Here is an 18,092-nt window from a genome sequence, read left to right as displayed (position 1 = left end):
AATGCGAATGAATACAAGGGGAGAGCTTACTGTACGCAGTAACGCCGAAGGAGCAAACATATGTGAATCTCTCAGGCAAAAAGACTCTTGTAGGACGCACCTCTGGAGAGTGTTTACAAATTGTAAACCACCCACGAAGCAAGCGCTCTTTGTAATACGTAACTGGTTACAAAAGTGTGCAACTTTCTGGTTGAAGGACAGAGATTTCCCTGGCAACAGAGAAATCTCTATTTTTATGGAAAAAAACTTCCGAATGCGTTTTTTTATTTCAGTTGTCGGGACCAGATGCGGGATCTGTAACAAAATTAGTTTTTCTTGTTTTCACAGTTAGTCTGCAACTTATTATTGTTCTTTTAAAGGGAGTGGATGACATGAGTGAATTAAAGCGAACACCGATTTATCCGGAATATGAAAAATCGGGAGCAAAGACGGTTGATTTTGGTGGATGGGAGCTGCCTGTTCAGTTCAGTGGCATTAAGCAGGAGCACCATGCGACAAGAACAAAAGCAGGATTGTTTGATGTTTCCCACATGGGGGAAATTTTGGTGGAAGGTGAAGACAGCGAAGCATTCTTGCAGCGAGTGGTAACTAATGATGTTTCCCGAATGACCCCCAAGCGTGCCCAATACACGTTTATGTGTTATGAGGACGGCGGGACAGCAGACGATTTTATCATCTATATGCTTGATATTAATCAATACTTACTAGTTGTCAATGCGGCTAATACAGAAAGCGATTATGAATGGATAGTGAAGCAGAAAGGTCCGGACGAGAATGTTTCCATTAATAATGTATCATCTGCTTACGCCCAGATCGCACTACAGGGTCCATTGGCCGAAACAGTGCTCCAGAATTTGACTAGTACGGATTTGGGGGAGATAAAGTTTTTCCGTTTTGAAAACCCGGTATACTTCTCGGGAATTGACGCTGGAGCCATTGTATCCCGTACAGGATATACTGGAGAAGATGGTTTTGAAATATATCTCGATGCAACTAAAGGCCGAGAACTTTGGAACCTGATTCTGGATGCGGGCAAAGAATATGGCGTGGAACCGGCAGGACTTGGGGCAAGGGACACATTACGGTTTGAAGTGAATTTACCTTTGTATGGCCAAGAAATCTCCGAAACAATTAGCCCGGTTGAGGCAGGGATGGCCTTTGCTGTCAAAGTAAAAAAAGAAACAGATTTCATCGGGAAAGAAGCATTGAAAAAGCAGATTGATAATGGTCCATCGAGAAAGCTTGTCGGTATTGAAATGCTTGATAAAGGGATCCCACGTACAGGTTATCCCGTACTGGATGGCGATGATGAGATTGGCTTTGTAACTACCGGAACACAGTCACCGACATTGCAAAAAAACATCGGACTTGTACTTGTAGATAGAGATTATGCTGAACTAGGTACAGAACTATATATTCAGGTGCGCAAACGTAGATTAAAAGCTGTCGTTGTTGAAACACCATTTTATAAACGTGATAAATAAAGGGGAGGTTTTTGTATGGAATTTCGCTACTTACCAATGACTGAGACAGATAAGCGGGATATGCTTGATACCATTGGAGTTGATACAACGGAGACACTGTTCGCGGATATTCCTGAAAAAGTAAGGTTTAAAGGGGAATTAAACCTGAAAAAACCGGCAAATGAAGCATCGCTAAAAAAAGAATTGGCTAAAATGGCTGCAAAAAATGCCAACTTAAATGAATACAGTAGTTTTCTTGGCGCCGGGGTATATGACCATTTTATCCCGTCAGTTGTTGACCATGTTATCTCTCGATCCGAATTTTACACAGCCTATACACCATATCAGCCGGAAATTTCCCAAGGTGAACTTCAGGCCATTTTTGAGTTTCAGACCATGATATGTGAACTAACCGGAATGGAAGTGGCTAATTCTTCTGTGTATGATGGCGGGACAGCACTTGCAGAAGCAGTTACCTTGAGTGCCGGTCAGACAAAACGTAATAAAGTAATCGTTTCTAAAACTGTTCATCCAGAATCAAGAGCGGTTATTCACACGTATGCAAAAGGACAAAATCTTGAGATTATCGAAATTGATTACAAGGATGGCCAAACCAATCTTGAACAATTGCAAAATGAAATCGACGAAAACACTGCTGGGGTTGTTGTACAATACCCGAACTTTTTTGGACAAATGGAACCGTTACAGGAAATTAATACAATCATCCGCCAGCAAAAGAAGACGATGTTTATTACCTCCAGTAATCCGCTTGCATTAGGTTACTTGACTCCTCCGGGCGACTTTGGTGCGGACATCGTAGTCGGTGACACACAAGTGTTTGGCATTCCGTCACAATTTGGCGGACCACACTGCGGTTATTTCGCAACAACAGATAAACTAAAGCGCAAAGTTCCCGGACGTCTGGTCGGGCAGACAACGGACGAAGAAGGGGAACGCGGATATGTACTCACACTGCAGGCGAGAGAACAGCATATTAGAAGAGATAAAGCAACTTCCAATATCTGTTCCAATCAGGCACTAAATGCACTCGCCAGTTCAGTTGCTATGACCTCAATTGGAAAACATGGTCTAAAGAAGATGGCTGTTCTTAATATGCAAAAGGCACGCTATTTGAAACAGAGATTAGTGGAGGCAGGTATTCCGATTGCTTTTGACGGACCGATTTTTAATGAGTTGGTTGTAAAACTTCCGGAAAATGTCACTGATGTGAACGATCAACTAATAACCAGCGGAATCATTGGTGGATATGATTTGGAAAAGGCGTATCCGGAATTGCGAGGGCATATGCTAATCGCCGTTACGGAAATTCGTACAAAAGCAGAAATAGACACTTTTGTAAGAGAATTGGGGGATATTTATGGCAAATAAAGACTTTCCATTGATTTTTGAACGCGGTAGGGAAGGCAGAACAAGTTATAGTCTACCAGAGCTGGATGTACCGGAAACAGACTTGGACAGTGAATTTGATGATGCTTACATTCGCGCTGAAGCCCCGGATTTACCCGAGGTAAGCGAGCTGGAAATCATGCGACATTATACGGGGCTGTCCCAACGGAATTATGGGGTTGACTCAGGTTTCTATCCACTTGGGTCCTGTACAATGAAATATAATCCGAAAATTAACGAAGATGTGGCAAGGCTTGACGGCTTTAGTCAAATTCACCCATATCAAGACCCGAAAACCGTGCAGGGTGCAATGGAAATGATGTACGATTTGCAGACATCCTTGGCGGAGCTAACGGGTATGCATGAAGTTTCCCTGCAGCCAGCAGCAGGAGCACAGGGAGAATGGACTGGTTTGCTAATGATTAGGGCTTTTCATGAGGCTAATGGTGACTATAATCGGACGAAGGTTATTGTGCCGGATTCAGCTCATGGCACAAACCCGGCTTCCGTGACAGTAGCCGGTTTTGACGCTGTTACAGTTAAATCGAATGATCAGGGCCTGGTTGACCTGGATGATTTGAAGCGCGTTGTCAATGAGGAGACGGCTGCACTAATGCTGACCAACCCTAATACGCTTGGTCTGTTCGAAACCGAAATTCTTGAAATGGCTGAGATCGTGCATGGTGCAGGTGGAAGATTATATTATGATGGGGCCAATCTGAATGCCATCATGGGCTATGCAAGGCCTGGAGATATGGGCTTTGATGTCGTTCATTTGAATCTGCACAAGACGTTCACTGGTCCGCACGGCGGTGGAGGACCCGGTTCAGGTCCAGTTGGGGTCACAAGCGAACTTGCACCATACTTGCCAAAGCCACTGCTTGTCAAAAAAGACAATCAGTATATGTTTGATGATGATCGCCCTTCATCCATTGGCAGAGTAAAACCATATTATGGAAATTTCGGTATTAATTTGCGTGCCTATACCTATATTAGGACAATGGGGGCGGAAGGTCTTAAAAAAGTTAGTGAATATGCTGTGCTGAATGCAAATTACCTGATGCGCAGACTGGAAAAGGAATATGTCATGCCGTATCCGCAGCATTGTAAGCATGAATTCGTCATGTCTGGTAAAAACCAGAAAAAACTAGGTGTGCGCACGCTGGATATTGCCAAACGGCTGCTCGATTATGGCTACCATCCGCCGACAATCTATTTCCCGCTCAACGTAGAAGAGGCGATGATGACAGAACCGACGGAAACGGAATCAAAAGAAATGCTGGATAGCTTTATCGATGCGATGCTTGCTATTTCCGAGGAAGCACAAAACGATCCGGAAATTGTTCAAGAGGCGCCGCATCTTACACCAGTTAAAAGAATGGATGAAACGACAGCGGCCCGGAAGCCAATATTGCGCCACTCAAACTGATACAGATATACAAACTACGGCTATTTCCAAACAAAAACGATTGGACGGTAGAAAAATCCGCCCAATCGTTTTTAATTTTGTAAGGAATGGTTACCTAGCGGGTTGTCCTAGTCTATTGCCAGGAGGTCGGCTGGAATACTTTAGGATTTGTTATTTCACTTTTCCTGTCCATTTTTTAAAGCCGCCTTTAAGCTGATTTAAATCCTCATAACCCTTTTTATGAAGGAGTTGTGCTGCTCTTGCCGATCTTGAACCGCTCTGGCAATAAAGATAGACCGGTTTATCTTTACGAAGTTCGACAAGTCGCTGTTTCAATTGAGTTAATGGAATGTTCCGTGCGCCAAGTATGTGGCCTTTTTTAAATTCGTTCGGTTCTCGTACATCAATAAGCTGTGCCTTCCGGTAGCCTTCACGGAACTGATCTTCGGTTAAGGTCTTCAGAAAGCTTCTCTGTCTGAAAAACCGAAACATGCCAAAAGCTAGAAGTGCTACTGCTATTATAATTAAAAACTCCATTATTAATCCCCCGTCATTCTCATTACTATCTATTCTATTATATGGTGTATGCCTGCATTTTTCAAAGAATTTTTTTCGGTTGCAAATCACTGGTACCTCTAGATCATTTTAGACTGGTAGAAGTTACAATGACGAACCGTATGAAACGGAACAGCAGCATTGGCGAAAAACGCGGAATACCGTTGAAAACACTCGTACAATTCATATCCGAAAATCCTTTTAAAAATTGTTTTTTTCGTGATTAGCTTGCTTATGCTTTCGTTATCTTGATATAATTATTCCTTAGTGTGATTGACAAATGGCGTTATTTTTGTTCTTTTTTCTATATATTGTATTCACTAGAAAATAATTATACTACATATTGGCTTTTTTGGTAGAGTATGATACGTTAATAGTAACAGCATGGCGGAACTTCCATGCCGGACAATCATATAAAGGAGTGATCCCGTTATGTCGACCGCTGTCGAAAAGCAACTGACCATCGATGTGCAATCATTAAATGACGATATAAAGCTGTTTCCGCAAGTACATCCGATAACAGCAGATATGAAACGGACCCATAAAGGTGTTTCCAGGCTAGTTATGCTTGACCGATATGCATTCAAAGATACTAGTAAACAGACACTTAAAACCGGGGATTTCGTTGTTCTAACAGTGAAGCCCGACCCTAAATTCCCTGCGCGTGGGTTTGGATTTATTAAATCTATCGATTGGAGTAACAAGGAAGCATCCATTCAAATAGAGTCTGAGTTTTTATCAGTTCTTAACGATGAAGAGGAAGCTTCCACAGGGATTATCAGGCGTTCACTTGATGTGATTGATAAGCCGCTTGAAATTTATTATGAACAAATTGCCAAACGAAATGCAACAGGCTTGGCACAAGTCGAGTCAACGAAATCTAATCGGGATGAATGGTTTGAACAATTCAACAAGGAATTAAAGAGCATGAACTTTATTCCTGCTGGACGTGTTCTTTATGGTGCCGGATCTGATACAGATGTCACTTATTTCAACTGCTATGTGATGCCTTTCATCAGTGATTCCCGTGAAGGAATTTCGGATCATCGCAAGCAGGTAATGGAAATTATGTCAAGAGGTGGCGGTGTCGGCACCAATGGATCGACACTTAGACCACGGAATACATTGGCAAGAGGTGTGAACGGAAAATCATCAGGTTCCGTATCATGGCTTGATGATATTGCCAAATTGACACATCTCGTGGAGCAAGGTGGTTCAAGACGTGGTAAACAAGTGCCTCGTCTATAAAAAAACCCCGTGAATTGCTGGGAACTCTTTTATGACTTGCTGGCTACAACGTAACCGGAAACGGTAAACGTGAATGCGTAAAAACAGCAAGTGGACAAAGACAATCAGCAGCCAAGCTTCGTTTAGAAGAAGGTTCAACGGCCATCGAAAGCGCGTGAAAACGCAGCAAGTAGAGTAGGGATCAAGTGATTCCGAAGCGCGGGGACACATGGTATGACTAAGTGTGTAAGATATGGTCTGAACTTCGGAGTGATCCGGAGAGCTGGTGTAACGAACCAGTGTAACCAATTGGCACAAATGATTATGCTTGTTGATTCACATCCCGACATTCTTGAATTCATCATTTCAAAAATGCAGAATCCAAGAATTTTACGGTATCTAATTGAGAATACAGAAGATGAACATATAAAGAAATTGGCTCAGGAGAAGTTGAAATTCACACCTTTGACCGAGACCGAAACTGATTTGTATCAGGGTATCGTCAACTACCGGTCCATGCCAGGTCAAGGCGGTTTTACACAGGCCGCTATCCGTGAGGCGGAAGAAAAGCTGCTGACCGGTGGGACATATACGGTTCATAACCCTGAGTTCCTGACAGGAGCCAATATTTCCGTCTGTATAACGAAAGACTTTATGAAAGCCGTAGAGAATGACGATTACCATGAACTCCGCTTTCCGGATGTTGAAAATTACACGGAAGAAGAGATGCGTGCTTATAATGAAAAATGGCATGAAGTTGGGGATGTCCGTGAATGGGAAGCAATGGGGTATGGAGTTCGTGTCTATCGGCGGATAAAAGCGAAAGAATTATGGAATTTGATTAATATTTGTGCAACATATTCTGCCGAACCGGGTATTTTCTTTATTGATAATCCAATGAAATGACAAACGCACAGGCATATGGCGATCAGGTGGTGGCGACAAACCCGTGTGGAGAACAACCGCTTGCACCTTATTCCGTTTGCAACCTTGCAGCAGTTAACTTAGCGGAAATGGCGGATAAGAATACAAAAACGGTTGATTATGAGAAATTAAGACAAACGGTAAGGACCGGTGTGCGGATGCAGGATAACGTAATCGATGCAACCCCATACTTTCTGGAAGAAAATAAGAAGCAGGCACTTGGTGAACGGCGTGTAGGTCTTGGTGTCATGGGGCTGCATGATTTAATGATTTATTGTGAAACGAAATACGGATCAGCAGAAGGAAATAAACTCGCTGATAGCATTTTTGAAACAATAGCGACAACTGCATACCGTGAGTCCATTGAACTGGCCAAAGAGAAGGGTAGCTTTCCGTTCCTTGTAGGAGATACGGAACAGGAGACACAAGACTTAAGGGAAGCGTTTGTTAATACTGGCTACATGCAAAAAATGCCCGATGATATTAGGGAAGGTGTCCGTAAAAATGGAATCCGCAATTCACACTTGCTTACAGTGGCACCGACTGGAAGCACCGGTACAATGGCAGGAGTAAGTACTGGACTGGAACCATATTTTTCATTTTCCTATTACAGAAGCGGACGATTAGGAAAGTTTATCGAAGTCAAAGCTGATATAGTTCAGGAATACTTGGACAATCATCCTGAACAGGATCCTAATGATTTGCCTGACTGGTTTATATCGGCAATGGATCTTTCCCCGGAGGCACATGCGGATACGCAGTGTGTTATCCAGCACTGGGTGGATAGTTCTATTTCTAAAACGGTTAATGCACCAAAAGGTTATACGGTTGACCAAGTGGAGAGTGTCTACCGACGTTTATATCATGGTGGGGCCAAAGGTGGAACGGTATATGTCGATGGAAGCCGTGACACGCAGGTGCTAACACTTAAAGCGGAAGAAAATACAGCAAGCGAACAAACCGAACTTTTTGAAGATGAAAAGCCTAAAGTAGTACTGATGGATACCATCCAGGAATTGGACAAAACCAATGTCACCTTTGGATCTGAAGTTGGTGATACTTGTCCAGTGTGCAGGAGTGGGACTATTGAAGAAATTGGCGGATGCAATACTTGTACTAGCTGTGGTGCCCAGCTGAAATGTGGATTATAGGATGTAAAGGGGGAACCGGGACAGTAATTCATCGGTTCCTCTTTTTGTTTTTATCTAGGTAATTGTTGATTTGGATTGCTGTGGGCAACTGAGGTACCAAATTCGCCACGTCCAGTTCCGACATACAGGACGTCGCGTTCTTAGCCTGCAAGGGCGCTTGCGCCTTTGTTCTGCAATAACTTGTCTAAACCCCGCAAATCGTGTATGATTAGGATAGAAACAATGTTGCATTATCTAAAAATTATTCCTATGAATTGAGTGATACAATGCCTACTCCGAGCATGGAAGATTATATTGAATTGATTCACAATTTAATGGAATCAAAAGGATATGCCCGCGTGTCCGATATAGCAGAAGCATTAGAAGTTCACCCATCATCTGTTACGAAAATGGTACAAAAGCTTGATAAGGATGGGTATTTGAACTATGAGAAATACCGGGGATTTATTCTAACAGCTAAAGGCAAAAAACTTGGTGAACGGCTTGTTTACCGCCATGAACTGCTTGAGGAATTTCTTGAGGTTATCGGTGTGGACAGTGAAAAAATATATGGAGACGTCGAGGGTATTGAGCACCATCTCAGCTGGAATGCCATTGACAGAATAGGTGATCTTGTGCAGTATTTCAAAGAAGACAGCATCCGTGTTGAAAATCTGCGCCAGGCTATAGAAAAAAGTGACGTATAGCACTTGAAATAGCGATGGTTTGTTCTATTTTGCCGAATGCATGCCTATATATAAAGTAACAAGTGAAAAAACCTTGTTAAACTGGATTTCTATAAAGGGCGGCGGATGGCAAAATGAAAATTGATGGTGTGTTTTCCGGAGGCGGTGTGAAGGCATATGCCCTTCTAGGCGCCATACGTCAGATTTCCGCATATAATCATACGTTTGAACGGGTGGCAGGTTCATCAGCCGGTGCTATGATGGCCTCGCTTCTATCAGCTGGATTCAGCGCCGATGAATTAGAGCGGCTAATGCAGGAACTTGATGTGCAAGAGTTTCTTGATTCGCCAAAGTGGACGGATTTTATACCGTTTTCCAAATGGCTCAATCTCTATTTTCGGCTTGGCTTATATAAAGGGAAAAAACTAGAACATTGGATGTATAAACAATTGGCGAAAAAAGGCGTCTACACCTTTAGTGATTTACAACCGGGTTATTTAAAAGTAGTTGTCAGTGACATTTCACTTGGGAAATTGGTCGTTATACCAGATGATTTGGAGCGGGTATATGGTATAAACCCAAACGGCTTTCCAGTTGCTAAAGCAGTACGCATGAGTGCTGGTTTCCCATATTTTTTTATGCCAGAAAAAGTACGTGGAAGAAAAAAGCAAAAGAGTCTGATGGTTGATGGTGGATTATTAAGTAATTTTCCATTATGGGTGTTTGAAGATGGAAGAAAGCGATCCACACGCCCTGTGTTGGGTGTGAAGTTGAGCGGTTATCCTGCACAAGCTGAACCGCATGAGATTAGAAACGGCCTTGATATGTTTCATGCACTTTTTCGCACAATGTTGCATGCTCATGATGCCCGGTACGTCTCGAAGTCAGATGAACACCACATTATATTTATTCCAGTCAATCATGTCTCTGCTACCGACTTTACCCTTTCCGATAAATTAAAGGAACAGTTAATAAGCGTAGGTGAAGAGCAGGCTGATGCGTTCTTAAGACATTGGCCAAATTAAAACCGGCCCAGTTATCAGAAACTGGCCCGGTTTTTTCGTTTGGATTTATTGCCGTCGATTACTTTTAAGTGGGATGCACGTTTGTTCCGCTTCTTTTTTGTTCCAGCTTTCTGTGGACGTTGGGAAGCGGTATGGTTTGGGTTTGATTGTTTAGGGTTGTATTTCGATTTGGATTGTTTCACGGCCTGTCTATATTTTTTCGCGTCATTGGAAGAATTACCTCTCCGCAAAAAGAAAAAATAGATTAACGCAAAAAAAGCAACAGCAAAGCCAATCATCATCAGTACACTCATTAGAAAGGAAATGGTGTTAGTGAATAACTGTGCGATGACACCAATAATGGCAAGGCCGATAATTGCATAAGCCAGAAGGAAAGCCTTATTGCGAACCACTTGAAAATCCCCCTTTCGTTTAAGCAGTGCTTACTAATGTATATACCACTAATATGCTACTTTTATCAATTTCAGCAAAAGATTTTTAAATGAAACTACTACTAACATTATCTCCTGTTCATTTTAAAATATTCATATTGTATCTAATTTCTATTTTACTAAAAAATCCTCCTTTTCACTAATAATATTCATCAACAAATTAATTTAAAATACTATGATTGGATTTTCAGTCATTGGCAACAATAAAAATTGGAGGTGTTTTGAAATGGGAACAGAGGATAAGCAACTGGAACAGAATAAACAAGAGGAGCCATTAACTGTACTTTCCAGATCGTTGATTACAGGTTTTGTTGGTGGTATTGTTTTTGGCTTTTTGGGAATTGCCCTTTACTATTTTAATTTTTCAGAGGTGACACCGAAAAGCTACCTGCTGCGCTCATGGATCATAGCTGACTGGACGGACAGCTGGCTAGGAAACACACTGACAATCATCATTTTAGGGTTATTATCAATTGCGGTTGCGTTTATTTATTACATTTTCTTTAAGAAAATAGAAACATTTTTAATGGGGGGTGCTTACGGGCTCATTTTATGGGGAATTGTTTTTTATTTATTGCAACCAATTTTTCCGAACGTACCGTCTTTAGTTGACTTGAATGCCTATACCATTGTTTCGACTGTTTGTTTATATATATTATATGGCACGTTTATTGGTTATTCCATCTCGTATGATTACAATGAAGCAGTGCACCAATTAAAGGCTAAAGAGGAACGAAAATAACCGCACCACGAGTGTGCCATGACTTATTGCCCTGCAATGTTTTCAACCTTTATCATTATTCAAATGCTGTTGTTTGTGATAAAATATAGCAGTCTGCAACTATTCTGAATTGATAAAGGAATGAGTGCAATGAATCGTCTTTTGCTTCTTAATGGACCGAATATTAATCTGCTTGGTAAGCGGGAAAAAGAAGTTTACGGGGAATTCACACTACAGACAGTTGAGCATGAGCTGTCAGCACTGGTATGCGAATATGGGGGTGAACTGGATAGCTTCCAGTCCAATCATGAGGGGGAATTGATTGACTGTCTTCATCGGGCAAATGGGAAGTATGATGGCATTCTGTTTAACCCAGCCGCATACACCCACACAAGTGTCGCCCTGCGTGATGCCATTGCAGCGATTGATACACCTGTCATTGAAGTGCATATTTCAAACGTTCATCAGCGGGAAACGTTTCGCCACCAATCAATGCTGGCGGCCGTGTGTTATGGACAGATTGTCGGTTTTGGCAAGAACAGCTACCGACTGGCTGCACTGGCATTTTTGGAAAACAAATAGAAAGGGATGGTATAGTGGGGAAATTAAACAAACTACGTCAAAAGTTGGAAGAAGTGAATCTCGATGCTATTTTAATTACGAGTCCTGTAAACAGAAGGTATATGACCGGATTCACGGGTACTGCGGGTGCGGTCATTGTCAGTCACGACGATGCCCGGTTTATTACTGATTTTCGTTACATAGAACAGGCAGGAGAACAAGCAGACGGGTTTACGGTTGTCGAACATAAACAGTTAATTCACCAGGAAATCCGTGACCAATTAAACCAGATGAATGTGAAACGGCTCGGTTTTGAGAAAGACCATGTAACTTTCACTTCCTATGAACTGTATAAAGAGACATTTGACGCTGAATTGACCGGTGTGAGCGGAATGGTAGAAGCTTTACGTCTGTTTAAATCTAAGGATGAACTAAGTATTTTAAAGCAGGCGGCTCAAATAGCTGATGATGCATTTCAACATATTCAAGGTTATATCAAACCTGGTGCCAAAGAAATAGATATTGCTAATGAATTGGAATTTTTTATGCGGAAACAAGGTGCGGAATCGTCCAGCTTTGATATTATTGTTGCATCAGGCTATCGCGGTGCGCTTCCACATGGCGTTGCTTCTGATAAAGAAATTCAATCCGGTGAGCTAGTTACCATGGATTACGGCGCATTATTCAACGGTTATTGTTCAGACATTACGAGAACTGTTGCGGTAGGTGAAATTAGTACCGAATTAAATACAATCTATGATACTGTTCTAAAGGCCCAACTTCTTGGTGTTGACGGAGTTAAGCCGGGAATAACCGGAAAAGAAGCAGATGCACTGACAAGGGATTATATCAAGGAACAAGGCTATGGTGACTATTTCGGTCATTCTACAGGGCATGGACTTGGAATGGAAGTGCATGAGAGTCCAAGCCTGTCATTTCGTTCTGATAAAGAGCTCAAAGCCGGTATGGTTGTTACGGTTGAGCCAGGTATTTATGTTCCGAACGTTGGCGGCTGCCGCATTGAGGATGATATCGTTGTAACTGAATCTGGCAATGACCGGCTAACATCCGCACCGAAAGATCTCATTCAACTATAGCGTAACAGGAGGATTTTAAATGATTTCAGTAAATGATTTCAAGACCGGACTAACGATTGAAGTGGATAATGACATCTGGCAAGTAGTGGACTTCCAGCATGTTAAGCCTGGAAAAGGTGCTGCATTTGTCAGATCTAAACTTCGGAATCTGCGGAACGGCAATATCCAAGAAAAAACATTCCGCGCCGGCGAAAAAGTGAGCAAAGCACACATTGAGAACAGAAAGATGCAATATTTGTATGCATCCGGTGATACGCACGCATTTATGGATACACAAACATACGAACAACTGGAACTGCAAACAAGCCAAATTGAAAATGAACTAAATTTCATGAAGGAAAACATGGAGGTTTCGGTTACGACGTATGAAGGTGAAATCATCGGTGTTGAACTTCCTAAAAACGTGGAATTAACGGTGGCGGAAACAGAACCGGGAGTGAAAGGTGACACCGCAAGTGGGGGGACAAAGCCTGCCACGCTGGAAACCGGATACACGGTACAAGTTCCCTTCTTTGTGAATCAGGGAGATGAGTTAGTAATCAATACAACAGAAGGCAAATATGTATCAAGAGCATAACGGAAAAAGCGGTCCTCGGAAAGGGCCGTTTTTTTTCTGCTCTTTTTTTAATAAGAAGTGTGTTTAACCTGCCATATCCTCACCTCTAAAGGTAACGCCCCCTGCTTATCTAAACTAGCTATTCCTGTGTGATGGAACCATTGACTTAGGCACTTATTATTGGTGTCACACTCCTGTTTGTTTCACAATAATTCATTCTGCCCTGATATCTGATATTACGTATCTATTCTTTCTATTTTCTTAAAAACGTTAAGTCATATTTCATATCAACCAACATATATTTACTAATAAGCTATTGCAAAAGTGAGGACATGCCATGGAAGAAATACTTAGATTATTTCCCGAAAGAATGAAATGGGCTATACAAAAAAAGATTAGCAATCGCTGGGAGGCTATGCAGGAAATTCGTTTTCGGCTGCACCGGCCTGTGGAACTCGTTTTTGACGATCATGCTGAATGGCTTGAGCATCTACAGCCAACACGGAAGGACGGTACATTTGTATTAAACCAGCTTAGTGAGTTTTCACTATACCGTATGGAGGATGAACTACGTGAAGGTTATGTAACAATCGAGGGCGGTCACCGGGTCGGATTGTCAGGAAAAGTAAATACGTTACATGGACAAGTGAAAGCTATCCAAAACATTGCTTCCTTTAATATCCGGATTGCTAAGCAAAAAATTGGTTCCGCTAACTCGTTGATTCCATACCTTTACCGCCAGCATTATCTTAGCACGCTTCTCGTTGGTCCACCGCAAACCGGAAAGACAACACTGATTCGTGATATAGCACGGTTGATTGGAACGGGTTGGGGAAGTGTTGCGGCACGTAAAGTCGGTATCGTGGACGAGCGTTCGGAAATTGCCGGTTCAAAAAAAGGTATCCCGCAGCACGATTTGGGCGTGCGGACTGATGTGATGGATGCATGCCCCAAAGATGAAGGTATGATGATGATGATTCGCTCGATGTCTCCGGAGCTTCTTATTGTTGATGAAATCGGGAGTGCATCCGATGTCGCCGCATTAATGGAGGCGGTCAACGCCGGAGTCACTGTCATTTGTACCATTCATGGTGATTCGCTAGAGACACTGAAAAAGCGGCCATCACTTCAGCCGTTATTTGAACATGACGTATTCCGACGTTTTGTCGTACTGAACAGACAAAAAAAGCCCGGAGACATTCATCGCATTTATAATTCGGATGAAGAAAACCTATGGCGGAAATCGGGGTGCTTAACAGATGAAGTGGATTGGCGCACTTCTTTTTATAGGCACAACAACACTGATCGGGTTTGAGGTCAGCAGAAAACTTAATGAGCGTCCAAAACATATCCGGGAGATGAAGAATGCTTTGCAAATTCTGGAAGCAGAAATTTTATACAGTCAGCTGCCTTTACCAGAGGCTTTTGAAATCATAGCAAGGCAAATACCGGAACCACTGAGCACTTTTTTTCACGAGTTGCATGTTTCCATGCACGATGTGGGAACCGATTTGTATAGTGTCTGGGACCGTTGTGTCAATGAATTATTAGAAACATCATCACTATCCGATATTGAAGGGGAAATAGTGAAACAATTCGGCAGGACGCTCGGACAGCATGACTTTGCTCAGCAGCAAAAGCACATACATTTAACAATCAATCATTTGGACCGTCAGTTGGAAGAGGCAAGAGAAAATCAGTTTAAATACGGTAAAATGGCAAAAAGTTTAGGGGTATTATGTGGATTATTTGTCGTATTGCTGCTGATATAGAAGGGAAAGGAGCACACTGCTATGGCAATTGATGCATCCATACTATTTCAAATTGCAGGGATAGGAATTATTGTTGCACTCATTCACACGATTCTGAAACAAATGGGTAAAGAGGAAATCGCCCAATTTGCAACACTGGTAGGTTTCATTATCGTGATGGTTATCGTCATTGATGGTCTCTCGGACCTTTTTCAGCAGATAAAATCTGTATTCCTTTTCCAGGGGTAGTGATGAATGGATATTATACAAATCGTTATCATCGGTATTGTTACGAGCATTCTTTATATAATCCTGAAAGATATTAATGCTTCCTATGCCTTTTTATTAATTGTCATTACCGGAATCATGATTTTTCTCGTTGTTATTAAGCAAATCGGTACTATTTTTCAGCTGATTGAATCGCTGGGGACACGAGCAAATGTTGATGGGATGTACATGAAAACAATCCTAAAAATAATTGGCATTGCCTACATTGCCGAGTTAGGGGCCAACTTGACGAAGGATGCCGGACTCAGCTCTGTTGCAGCGAAGATCGAATTGGCCGGGAAAATATTCATCCTGCTATTGGCAATACCCATTATAAGTGCTGTGGCTGAAACTATCCTCCGTTTTGTCTCTTCCGTATAGGAAAGTCCTGGAAAGGGGTAATGTGCTCTGTGAAACAGACGAAGTGGATGATCGGCATTATTTTCCTTTTGCTGTCATTTCTCCTTGGACATTCAATTGTTTCCGCCGAGGAGGAGCAAGACGGACAAAATTCGGCTGATATCGAGAACCAGCTGTTAAATGATATTTCACTTGATGGGATTCAGTCATTCTGGGAAACGCTTGAAAGTGATTATGGGGGATATATACCAGAGCTTGAGAAAACAAGTGTGTATGCATTCATTAAGGACAATGGATCTTTTTCAATAAAAAATATATTGTGGGGACTTGTCGAGTTCATGCTACATGAACTAATCCAGAATGGGAAATTGCTCGGAAAGCTACTGGTGCTCACGTTGTTTTCTGTTATGCTGCAAACCATTCACACCGCCTTTGAAAGAAGTGCTGTCAGTAAAGTAGCGTACTATATTGTCTATATTGTCCTGATCTTTTTGGCATTGAATAGTTTTTACGTGGCTGTTTCCTATGCCAATGATGCGATAGATACGATGAAGAGCTTTATGATAGCACTGTTGCCGCTGATGCTGGGAATCATGGCAACCCTTGGTAACGTCATGACTGTATCGTTTTTCCATCCTGTCATTGTTTTTCTCATCAACATAAGCGGCGTACTCGTGTCCAAATTCATTTTGCCTTTATTGTTTTTAGCTGCCTTGTTGTTGATTGTAAGCAATTTAAATGAAAATTATAGTGTATCAAAGCTGGCGAACTTATTTAAACAGGTGGGCATGGGAACCCTTGGTATCTTTCTAACAATCTTCCTTGGGGTCATGTCTGTTCAAGGCGCCACCAGTGCTGTGCAAGACGGCGTGGCGATGAAAACAACCAAATTTATCACGGGCAACTTTATCCCTGTAGTTGGAAGGACTTTCACCGATGCAACGGATACTATTTTAAGCGCATCATTACTTTTGAAAAATGCAGTTGGCATCGCTGGTGTTCTTATCGTTATCCTTATCGCCATTTTCCCGGCTGTGAAAATTTTTGCTATTGCACTCATCTATAAACTGGCAGCGGCTATATTGCAGCCGATTGGTGATGGACCCGTCATTTCTGTTATGGACACCATAAGTAAATATATTGTGTTTGTTCTGGCGTCGTTACTTGCTGTAACATTAATGTTTTTCCTGGCCATCGTCATTCTCGTTGCCGCAAGCAATATAACGATTCTACTTCGTTAGGGGTGTGGGAATGGATATCTTAGTTGAGTGGGTCACACAGATCATTCTGTTTTTACTGTTAGCTTCTGTTGTCGATCTTTTGATTCCGGCAAATTCAATGAAGAAATATATTAAATTGACAGTTGGCTTGATTTTGATACTCATTTTTTTGAAACCGGTATTCTATTTATTTGATATGGATGTCCAGCAAGCCGTAAAAACGTCCTATACAGAAATGATGGATGAACAAACGAAAAAAAATAGCCTGGAAAATGCAACGAAAATGAAAAAAAATGAATTACAAGCTTCCCAGAATGCATATATTGTACAACAAACGGCTGTCCAACTAAAAGAATTGGGGAATGAGCCTCTTAAGAAAAACTATCAGCAGAAAATTACTGATATCGACCTCCAATTTTCAAAAGAGGTGGACCCTGCAGATGAAAACCTAAAAAAGAAGCTTACACAAATCATTGTCCATCTGCGGGAAATGCAAACAGAGGAAGTGGAAGGGGGAATGGCTGTTGTTGAAGATGTTGTAATTGATACGGACAAGCCGGTTTCAGATGAAAATGAAGTGGATACAGAAGGAATCAAAAATTTATTGCAAAATGTATGGGAAGTGGATAAGAAAAAAATAACCATTGCAAGGGGGGAGGGCCATCTTGAAAAAATACTTGCAAAAATTGTTTGGATTGTCAGGGGACACGGGCAAACCTTCCAAAAAAGCCGGATATATCCTTGTTATTGGTTTAATGGGACTGCTGCTGCTAATTTTGGGGAACGTATTCTCTTCCACAGCGAAAGAAGATCCGTCTATAAGCAAGGAAGTGCCGGAAAAGATGAAGGAGCAGACAGCGGATGAAACGCTGCTGAACAAATCTAAAACTTCCAGTTCCAGCGTTAAAGACATAGAGGCAAACTATGAGGAAGACCTACAGGAATTGCTAAATAAGATTCAAGGGGTATCAAAAGCGGAAGTCATGGTCAATTTGGATTCAACCAAAGTAAAAGTCTTTGAAAAAAATCTGATACAAAGTCAGCAATCAACAAAAGAGACGGATACGAATGGGGGCGAGAGAGAAATAGAAGAAAACTCTGATGAGACAGAAGTTGTACTAGTAAGGCAGGGGGATAAAGAGGTTCCACTTCTCGTCCAGACAAAAAAGCCGGATGTTAGGGGTGTGTTTGTAGTAGCAAAAGGGGTTAATCATGCAAGTGTGGAAAAATGGGTGATTGAAGCTGTTTCCCGGGTGCTTGATGTACCAACACATAGAGTATCTGTAATGCCAAAAAATTAGGA

The 18,092-nt window shown here is 41.9% G+C and carries 18 protein-coding genes, 2 pseudogenes and 2 riboswitches; of the genes and pseudogenes, 18 read left to right on the top strand and 2 right to left on the bottom strand.

The genetic code is table 11. The features are described 5' to 3' along the window. The first annotated feature begins 7 nt into the window (after positions 1-7). Positions 8-97: riboswitch (glycine riboswitch) on the top strand. Positions 98-100: 3 nt separating this feature from the next. Next, a riboswitch (glycine riboswitch) is annotated at positions 101-203 on the top strand. 168 nt (positions 204-371) lie between these two features. The 3 genes from gcvT to gcvPB are packed head-to-tail and all read left to right on the top strand — an operon-like array spanning position 372 to position 4,299. Then, on the top strand, positions 372-1,484 hold the full coding sequence (gcvT, locus tag FFL34_RS00710) for a glycine cleavage system aminomethyltransferase GcvT (RefSeq protein ID WP_138600448.1): 1,113 nt from the start codon (positions 372-374) through the stop codon (positions 1,482-1,484). A 15-nt stretch (positions 1,485-1,499) separates the two neighbouring features. Beyond that, positions 1,500-2,852 (top strand): aminomethyl-transferring glycine dehydrogenase subunit GcvPA, encoded by a 1,353-nt coding sequence (gene gcvPA, locus FFL34_RS00705; protein WP_138600446.1) that lies wholly within the window; start codon positions 1,500-1,502, stop codon positions 2,850-2,852. Next, a complete protein-coding gene (gene gcvPB / locus FFL34_RS00700) occupies positions 2,842-4,299 on the top strand; it encodes an aminomethyl-transferring glycine dehydrogenase subunit GcvPB (RefSeq protein WP_138600444.1) in 1,458 nt (485 codons plus the stop codon). The genes gcvPA and gcvPB overlap by 11 nt, the downstream gene beginning before the upstream one ends. A gap of 150 nt (positions 4,300-4,449) precedes the next feature. Here the strand turns inward: gcvPB and FFL34_RS00695 are convergent, their stop codons facing one another. Further along, on the bottom strand, positions 4,450-4,815 hold the full coding sequence (locus FFL34_RS00695; protein ID WP_138600442.1) for a rhodanese-like domain-containing protein: 366 nt from the start codon (positions 4,813-4,815) through the stop codon (positions 4,450-4,452). A gap of 450 nt (positions 4,816-5,265) precedes the next feature. Here FFL34_RS00695 and FFL34_RS00690 point away from each other — a divergent pair. The 4 genes and pseudogenes from FFL34_RS00690 to FFL34_RS00675 all read left to right on the top strand — a co-directional run. Beyond that, positions 5,266-6,060, top strand: a pseudogene (locus tag FFL34_RS00690) (ribonucleotide reductase N-terminal alpha domain-containing protein); the annotation flags it as partial. A gap of 312 nt (positions 6,061-6,372) precedes the next feature. Continuing rightward, positions 6,373-8,135, top strand: a pseudogene (locus FFL34_RS00685) (vitamin B12-dependent ribonucleotide reductase); the annotation flags it as partial. Positions 8,136-8,401: 266 nt separating this feature from the next. After that, positions 8,402-8,821: a transcriptional regulator MntR gene (mntR, locus tag FFL34_RS00680; protein WP_138600438.1), complete on the top strand. Its 420-nt coding sequence runs from the start codon at positions 8,402-8,404 to the stop codon at positions 8,819-8,821. Positions 8,822-8,934: 113 nt separating this feature from the next. Continuing rightward, positions 8,935-9,825 carry a patatin-like phospholipase family protein gene (locus FFL34_RS00675; protein ID WP_138600436.1) on the top strand — a complete coding sequence of 297 codons (891 nt, stop codon included), beginning with the start codon at positions 8,935-8,937 and terminating at the stop codon, positions 9,823-9,825. Between the two features lie 14 nt (positions 9,826-9,839). Here FFL34_RS00675 and FFL34_RS00670 read toward each other — a convergent pair whose 3' ends face one another. Further along, the gene (locus FFL34_RS00670) at positions 9,840-10,217 is read right to left on the bottom strand and encodes an SA1362 family protein (protein WP_138600434.1); all 378 of its coding nucleotides are present in this window, start codon (positions 10,215-10,217) and stop codon (positions 9,840-9,842) included. A gap of 265 nt (positions 10,218-10,482) precedes the next feature. Between FFL34_RS00670 and FFL34_RS00665 the strand changes: the two genes are divergently transcribed. The 11 genes from FFL34_RS00665 to spoIIIAG all read left to right on the top strand — a co-directional run bounded on the left by FFL34_RS00665 (position 10,483) and on the right by spoIIIAG (position 18,090). Continuing rightward, positions 10,483-10,998 carry a YqhR family membrane protein gene (locus tag FFL34_RS00665; protein WP_138600432.1) on the top strand — a complete coding sequence of 172 codons (516 nt, stop codon included), beginning with the start codon at positions 10,483-10,485 and terminating at the stop codon, positions 10,996-10,998. 129 nt (positions 10,999-11,127) lie between these two features. Beyond that, the gene (gene aroQ, locus FFL34_RS00660; RefSeq protein ID WP_138600430.1) at positions 11,128-11,559 is read left to right on the top strand and encodes a type II 3-dehydroquinate dehydratase; all 432 of its coding nucleotides are present in this window, start codon (positions 11,128-11,130) and stop codon (positions 11,557-11,559) included. A gap of 14 nt (positions 11,560-11,573) precedes the next feature. After that, positions 11,574-12,635 (top strand): M24 family metallopeptidase, encoded by a 1,062-nt coding sequence (locus FFL34_RS00655; protein WP_138600428.1) that lies wholly within the window; start codon positions 11,574-11,576, stop codon positions 12,633-12,635. Positions 12,636-12,654: 19 nt separating this feature from the next. Continuing rightward, positions 12,655-13,212, top strand: coding sequence for an elongation factor P (gene efp, locus FFL34_RS00650; protein ID WP_138600426.1), 558 nt, complete (start codon positions 12,655-12,657; stop codon positions 13,210-13,212). A 316-nt stretch (positions 13,213-13,528) separates the two neighbouring features. After that, positions 13,529-14,506: a stage III sporulation protein AA gene (gene spoIIIAA / locus FFL34_RS00645; RefSeq protein ID WP_138600424.1), complete on the top strand. Its 978-nt coding sequence runs from the start codon at positions 13,529-13,531 to the stop codon at positions 14,504-14,506. Next, positions 14,451-14,963, top strand: coding sequence for a stage III sporulation protein SpoIIIAB (gene spoIIIAB / locus FFL34_RS00640; RefSeq protein WP_138600423.1), 513 nt, complete (start codon positions 14,451-14,453; stop codon positions 14,961-14,963). The genes spoIIIAA and spoIIIAB overlap by 56 nt, the downstream gene beginning before the upstream one ends. A gap of 21 nt (positions 14,964-14,984) precedes the next feature. Then, positions 14,985-15,191 (top strand): stage III sporulation protein AC, encoded by a 207-nt coding sequence (spoIIIAC, locus tag FFL34_RS00635; RefSeq protein WP_138600419.1) that lies wholly within the window; start codon positions 14,985-14,987, stop codon positions 15,189-15,191. Between the two features lie 6 nt (positions 15,192-15,197). Continuing rightward, positions 15,198-15,590: a stage III sporulation protein AD gene (gene spoIIIAD, locus FFL34_RS00630; protein WP_138600417.1), complete on the top strand. Its 393-nt coding sequence runs from the start codon at positions 15,198-15,200 to the stop codon at positions 15,588-15,590. A 29-nt stretch (positions 15,591-15,619) separates the two neighbouring features. Beyond that, positions 15,620-16,810, top strand: a complete 1,191-nt coding sequence (spoIIIAE, locus tag FFL34_RS00625) for a stage III sporulation protein AE (RefSeq protein WP_138600415.1) — start codon at positions 15,620-15,622, stop codon at positions 16,808-16,810. A gap of 10 nt (positions 16,811-16,820) precedes the next feature. Further along, positions 16,821-17,654 (top strand): stage III sporulation protein AF, encoded by an 834-nt coding sequence (gene spoIIIAF / locus FFL34_RS00620; RefSeq protein WP_234031381.1) that lies wholly within the window; start codon positions 16,821-16,823, stop codon positions 17,652-17,654. Continuing rightward, positions 17,545-18,090: a stage III sporulation protein AG gene (gene spoIIIAG / locus FFL34_RS00615; RefSeq protein WP_234031380.1), complete on the top strand. Its 546-nt coding sequence runs from the start codon at positions 17,545-17,547 to the stop codon at positions 18,088-18,090. Before spoIIIAF ends, spoIIIAG begins: the two co-directional genes overlap by 110 nt. Positions 18,091-18,092: the final 2 nt, after the last annotated feature.

This window comes from Lentibacillus cibarius (assembly GCF_005887555.1).
GTDB classification, from domain to species: domain Bacteria; phylum Bacillota; class Bacilli; order Bacillales; family Amphibacillaceae; genus Lentibacillus; species Lentibacillus cibarius.
Note: the sequence above shows the minus strand (reverse complement) of the source record. Positions and strands in the feature narration are given on the sequence as shown.

Bases quoted from the DNA above. Each gene is read 5' to 3' on its own strand.
- FFL34_RS00665 (WP_138600432.1), top strand. From the start codon at position 10,483: ATGGGAACAGAGGATAAGCAACTGGAACAGAATAAACAAGAGGAGCCA.
- gcvT (WP_138600448.1), top strand. From the start codon at position 372: ATGAGTGAATTAAAGCGAACACCGATTTATCCGGAATATGAAAAATCG.
- mntR (WP_138600438.1), top strand. From the start codon at position 8,402: ATGCCTACTCCGAGCATGGAAGATTATATTGAATTGATTCACAATTTA.
- aroQ (WP_138600430.1), top strand. From the start codon at position 11,128: ATGAATCGTCTTTTGCTTCTTAATGGACCGAATATTAATCTGCTTGGT.
- spoIIIAF (WP_234031381.1), top strand. From the start codon at position 16,821: ATGGATATCTTAGTTGAGTGGGTCACACAGATCATTCTGTTTTTACTG.
- spoIIIAB (WP_138600423.1), top strand. From the start codon at position 14,451: ATGAAGTGGATTGGCGCACTTCTTTTTATAGGCACAACAACACTGATC.
- spoIIIAC (WP_138600419.1), top strand. From the start codon at position 14,985: ATGGCAATTGATGCATCCATACTATTTCAAATTGCAGGGATAGGAATT.
- efp (WP_138600426.1), top strand. From the start codon at position 12,655: ATGATTTCAGTAAATGATTTCAAGACCGGACTAACGATTGAAGTGGAT.
- spoIIIAA (WP_138600424.1), top strand. From the start codon at position 13,529: ATGGAAGAAATACTTAGATTATTTCCCGAAAGAATGAAATGGGCTATA.
- gcvPA (WP_138600446.1), top strand. From the start codon at position 1,500: ATGGAATTTCGCTACTTACCAATGACTGAGACAGATAAGCGGGATATG.
- spoIIIAG (WP_234031380.1), top strand. From the start codon at position 17,545: ATGGGACTGCTGCTGCTAATTTTGGGGAACGTATTCTCTTCCACAGCG.
- FFL34_RS00675 (WP_138600436.1), top strand. From the start codon at position 8,935: ATGAAAATTGATGGTGTGTTTTCCGGAGGCGGTGTGAAGGCATATGCC.
- gcvPB (WP_138600444.1), top strand. From the start codon at position 2,842: ATGGCAAATAAAGACTTTCCATTGATTTTTGAACGCGGTAGGGAAGGC.
- FFL34_RS00695 (WP_138600442.1), bottom strand. From the start codon at position 4,815: ATGGAGTTTTTAATTATAATAGCAGTAGCACTTCTAGCTTTTGGCATG.
- spoIIIAD (WP_138600417.1), top strand. From the start codon at position 15,198: ATGGATATTATACAAATCGTTATCATCGGTATTGTTACGAGCATTCTT.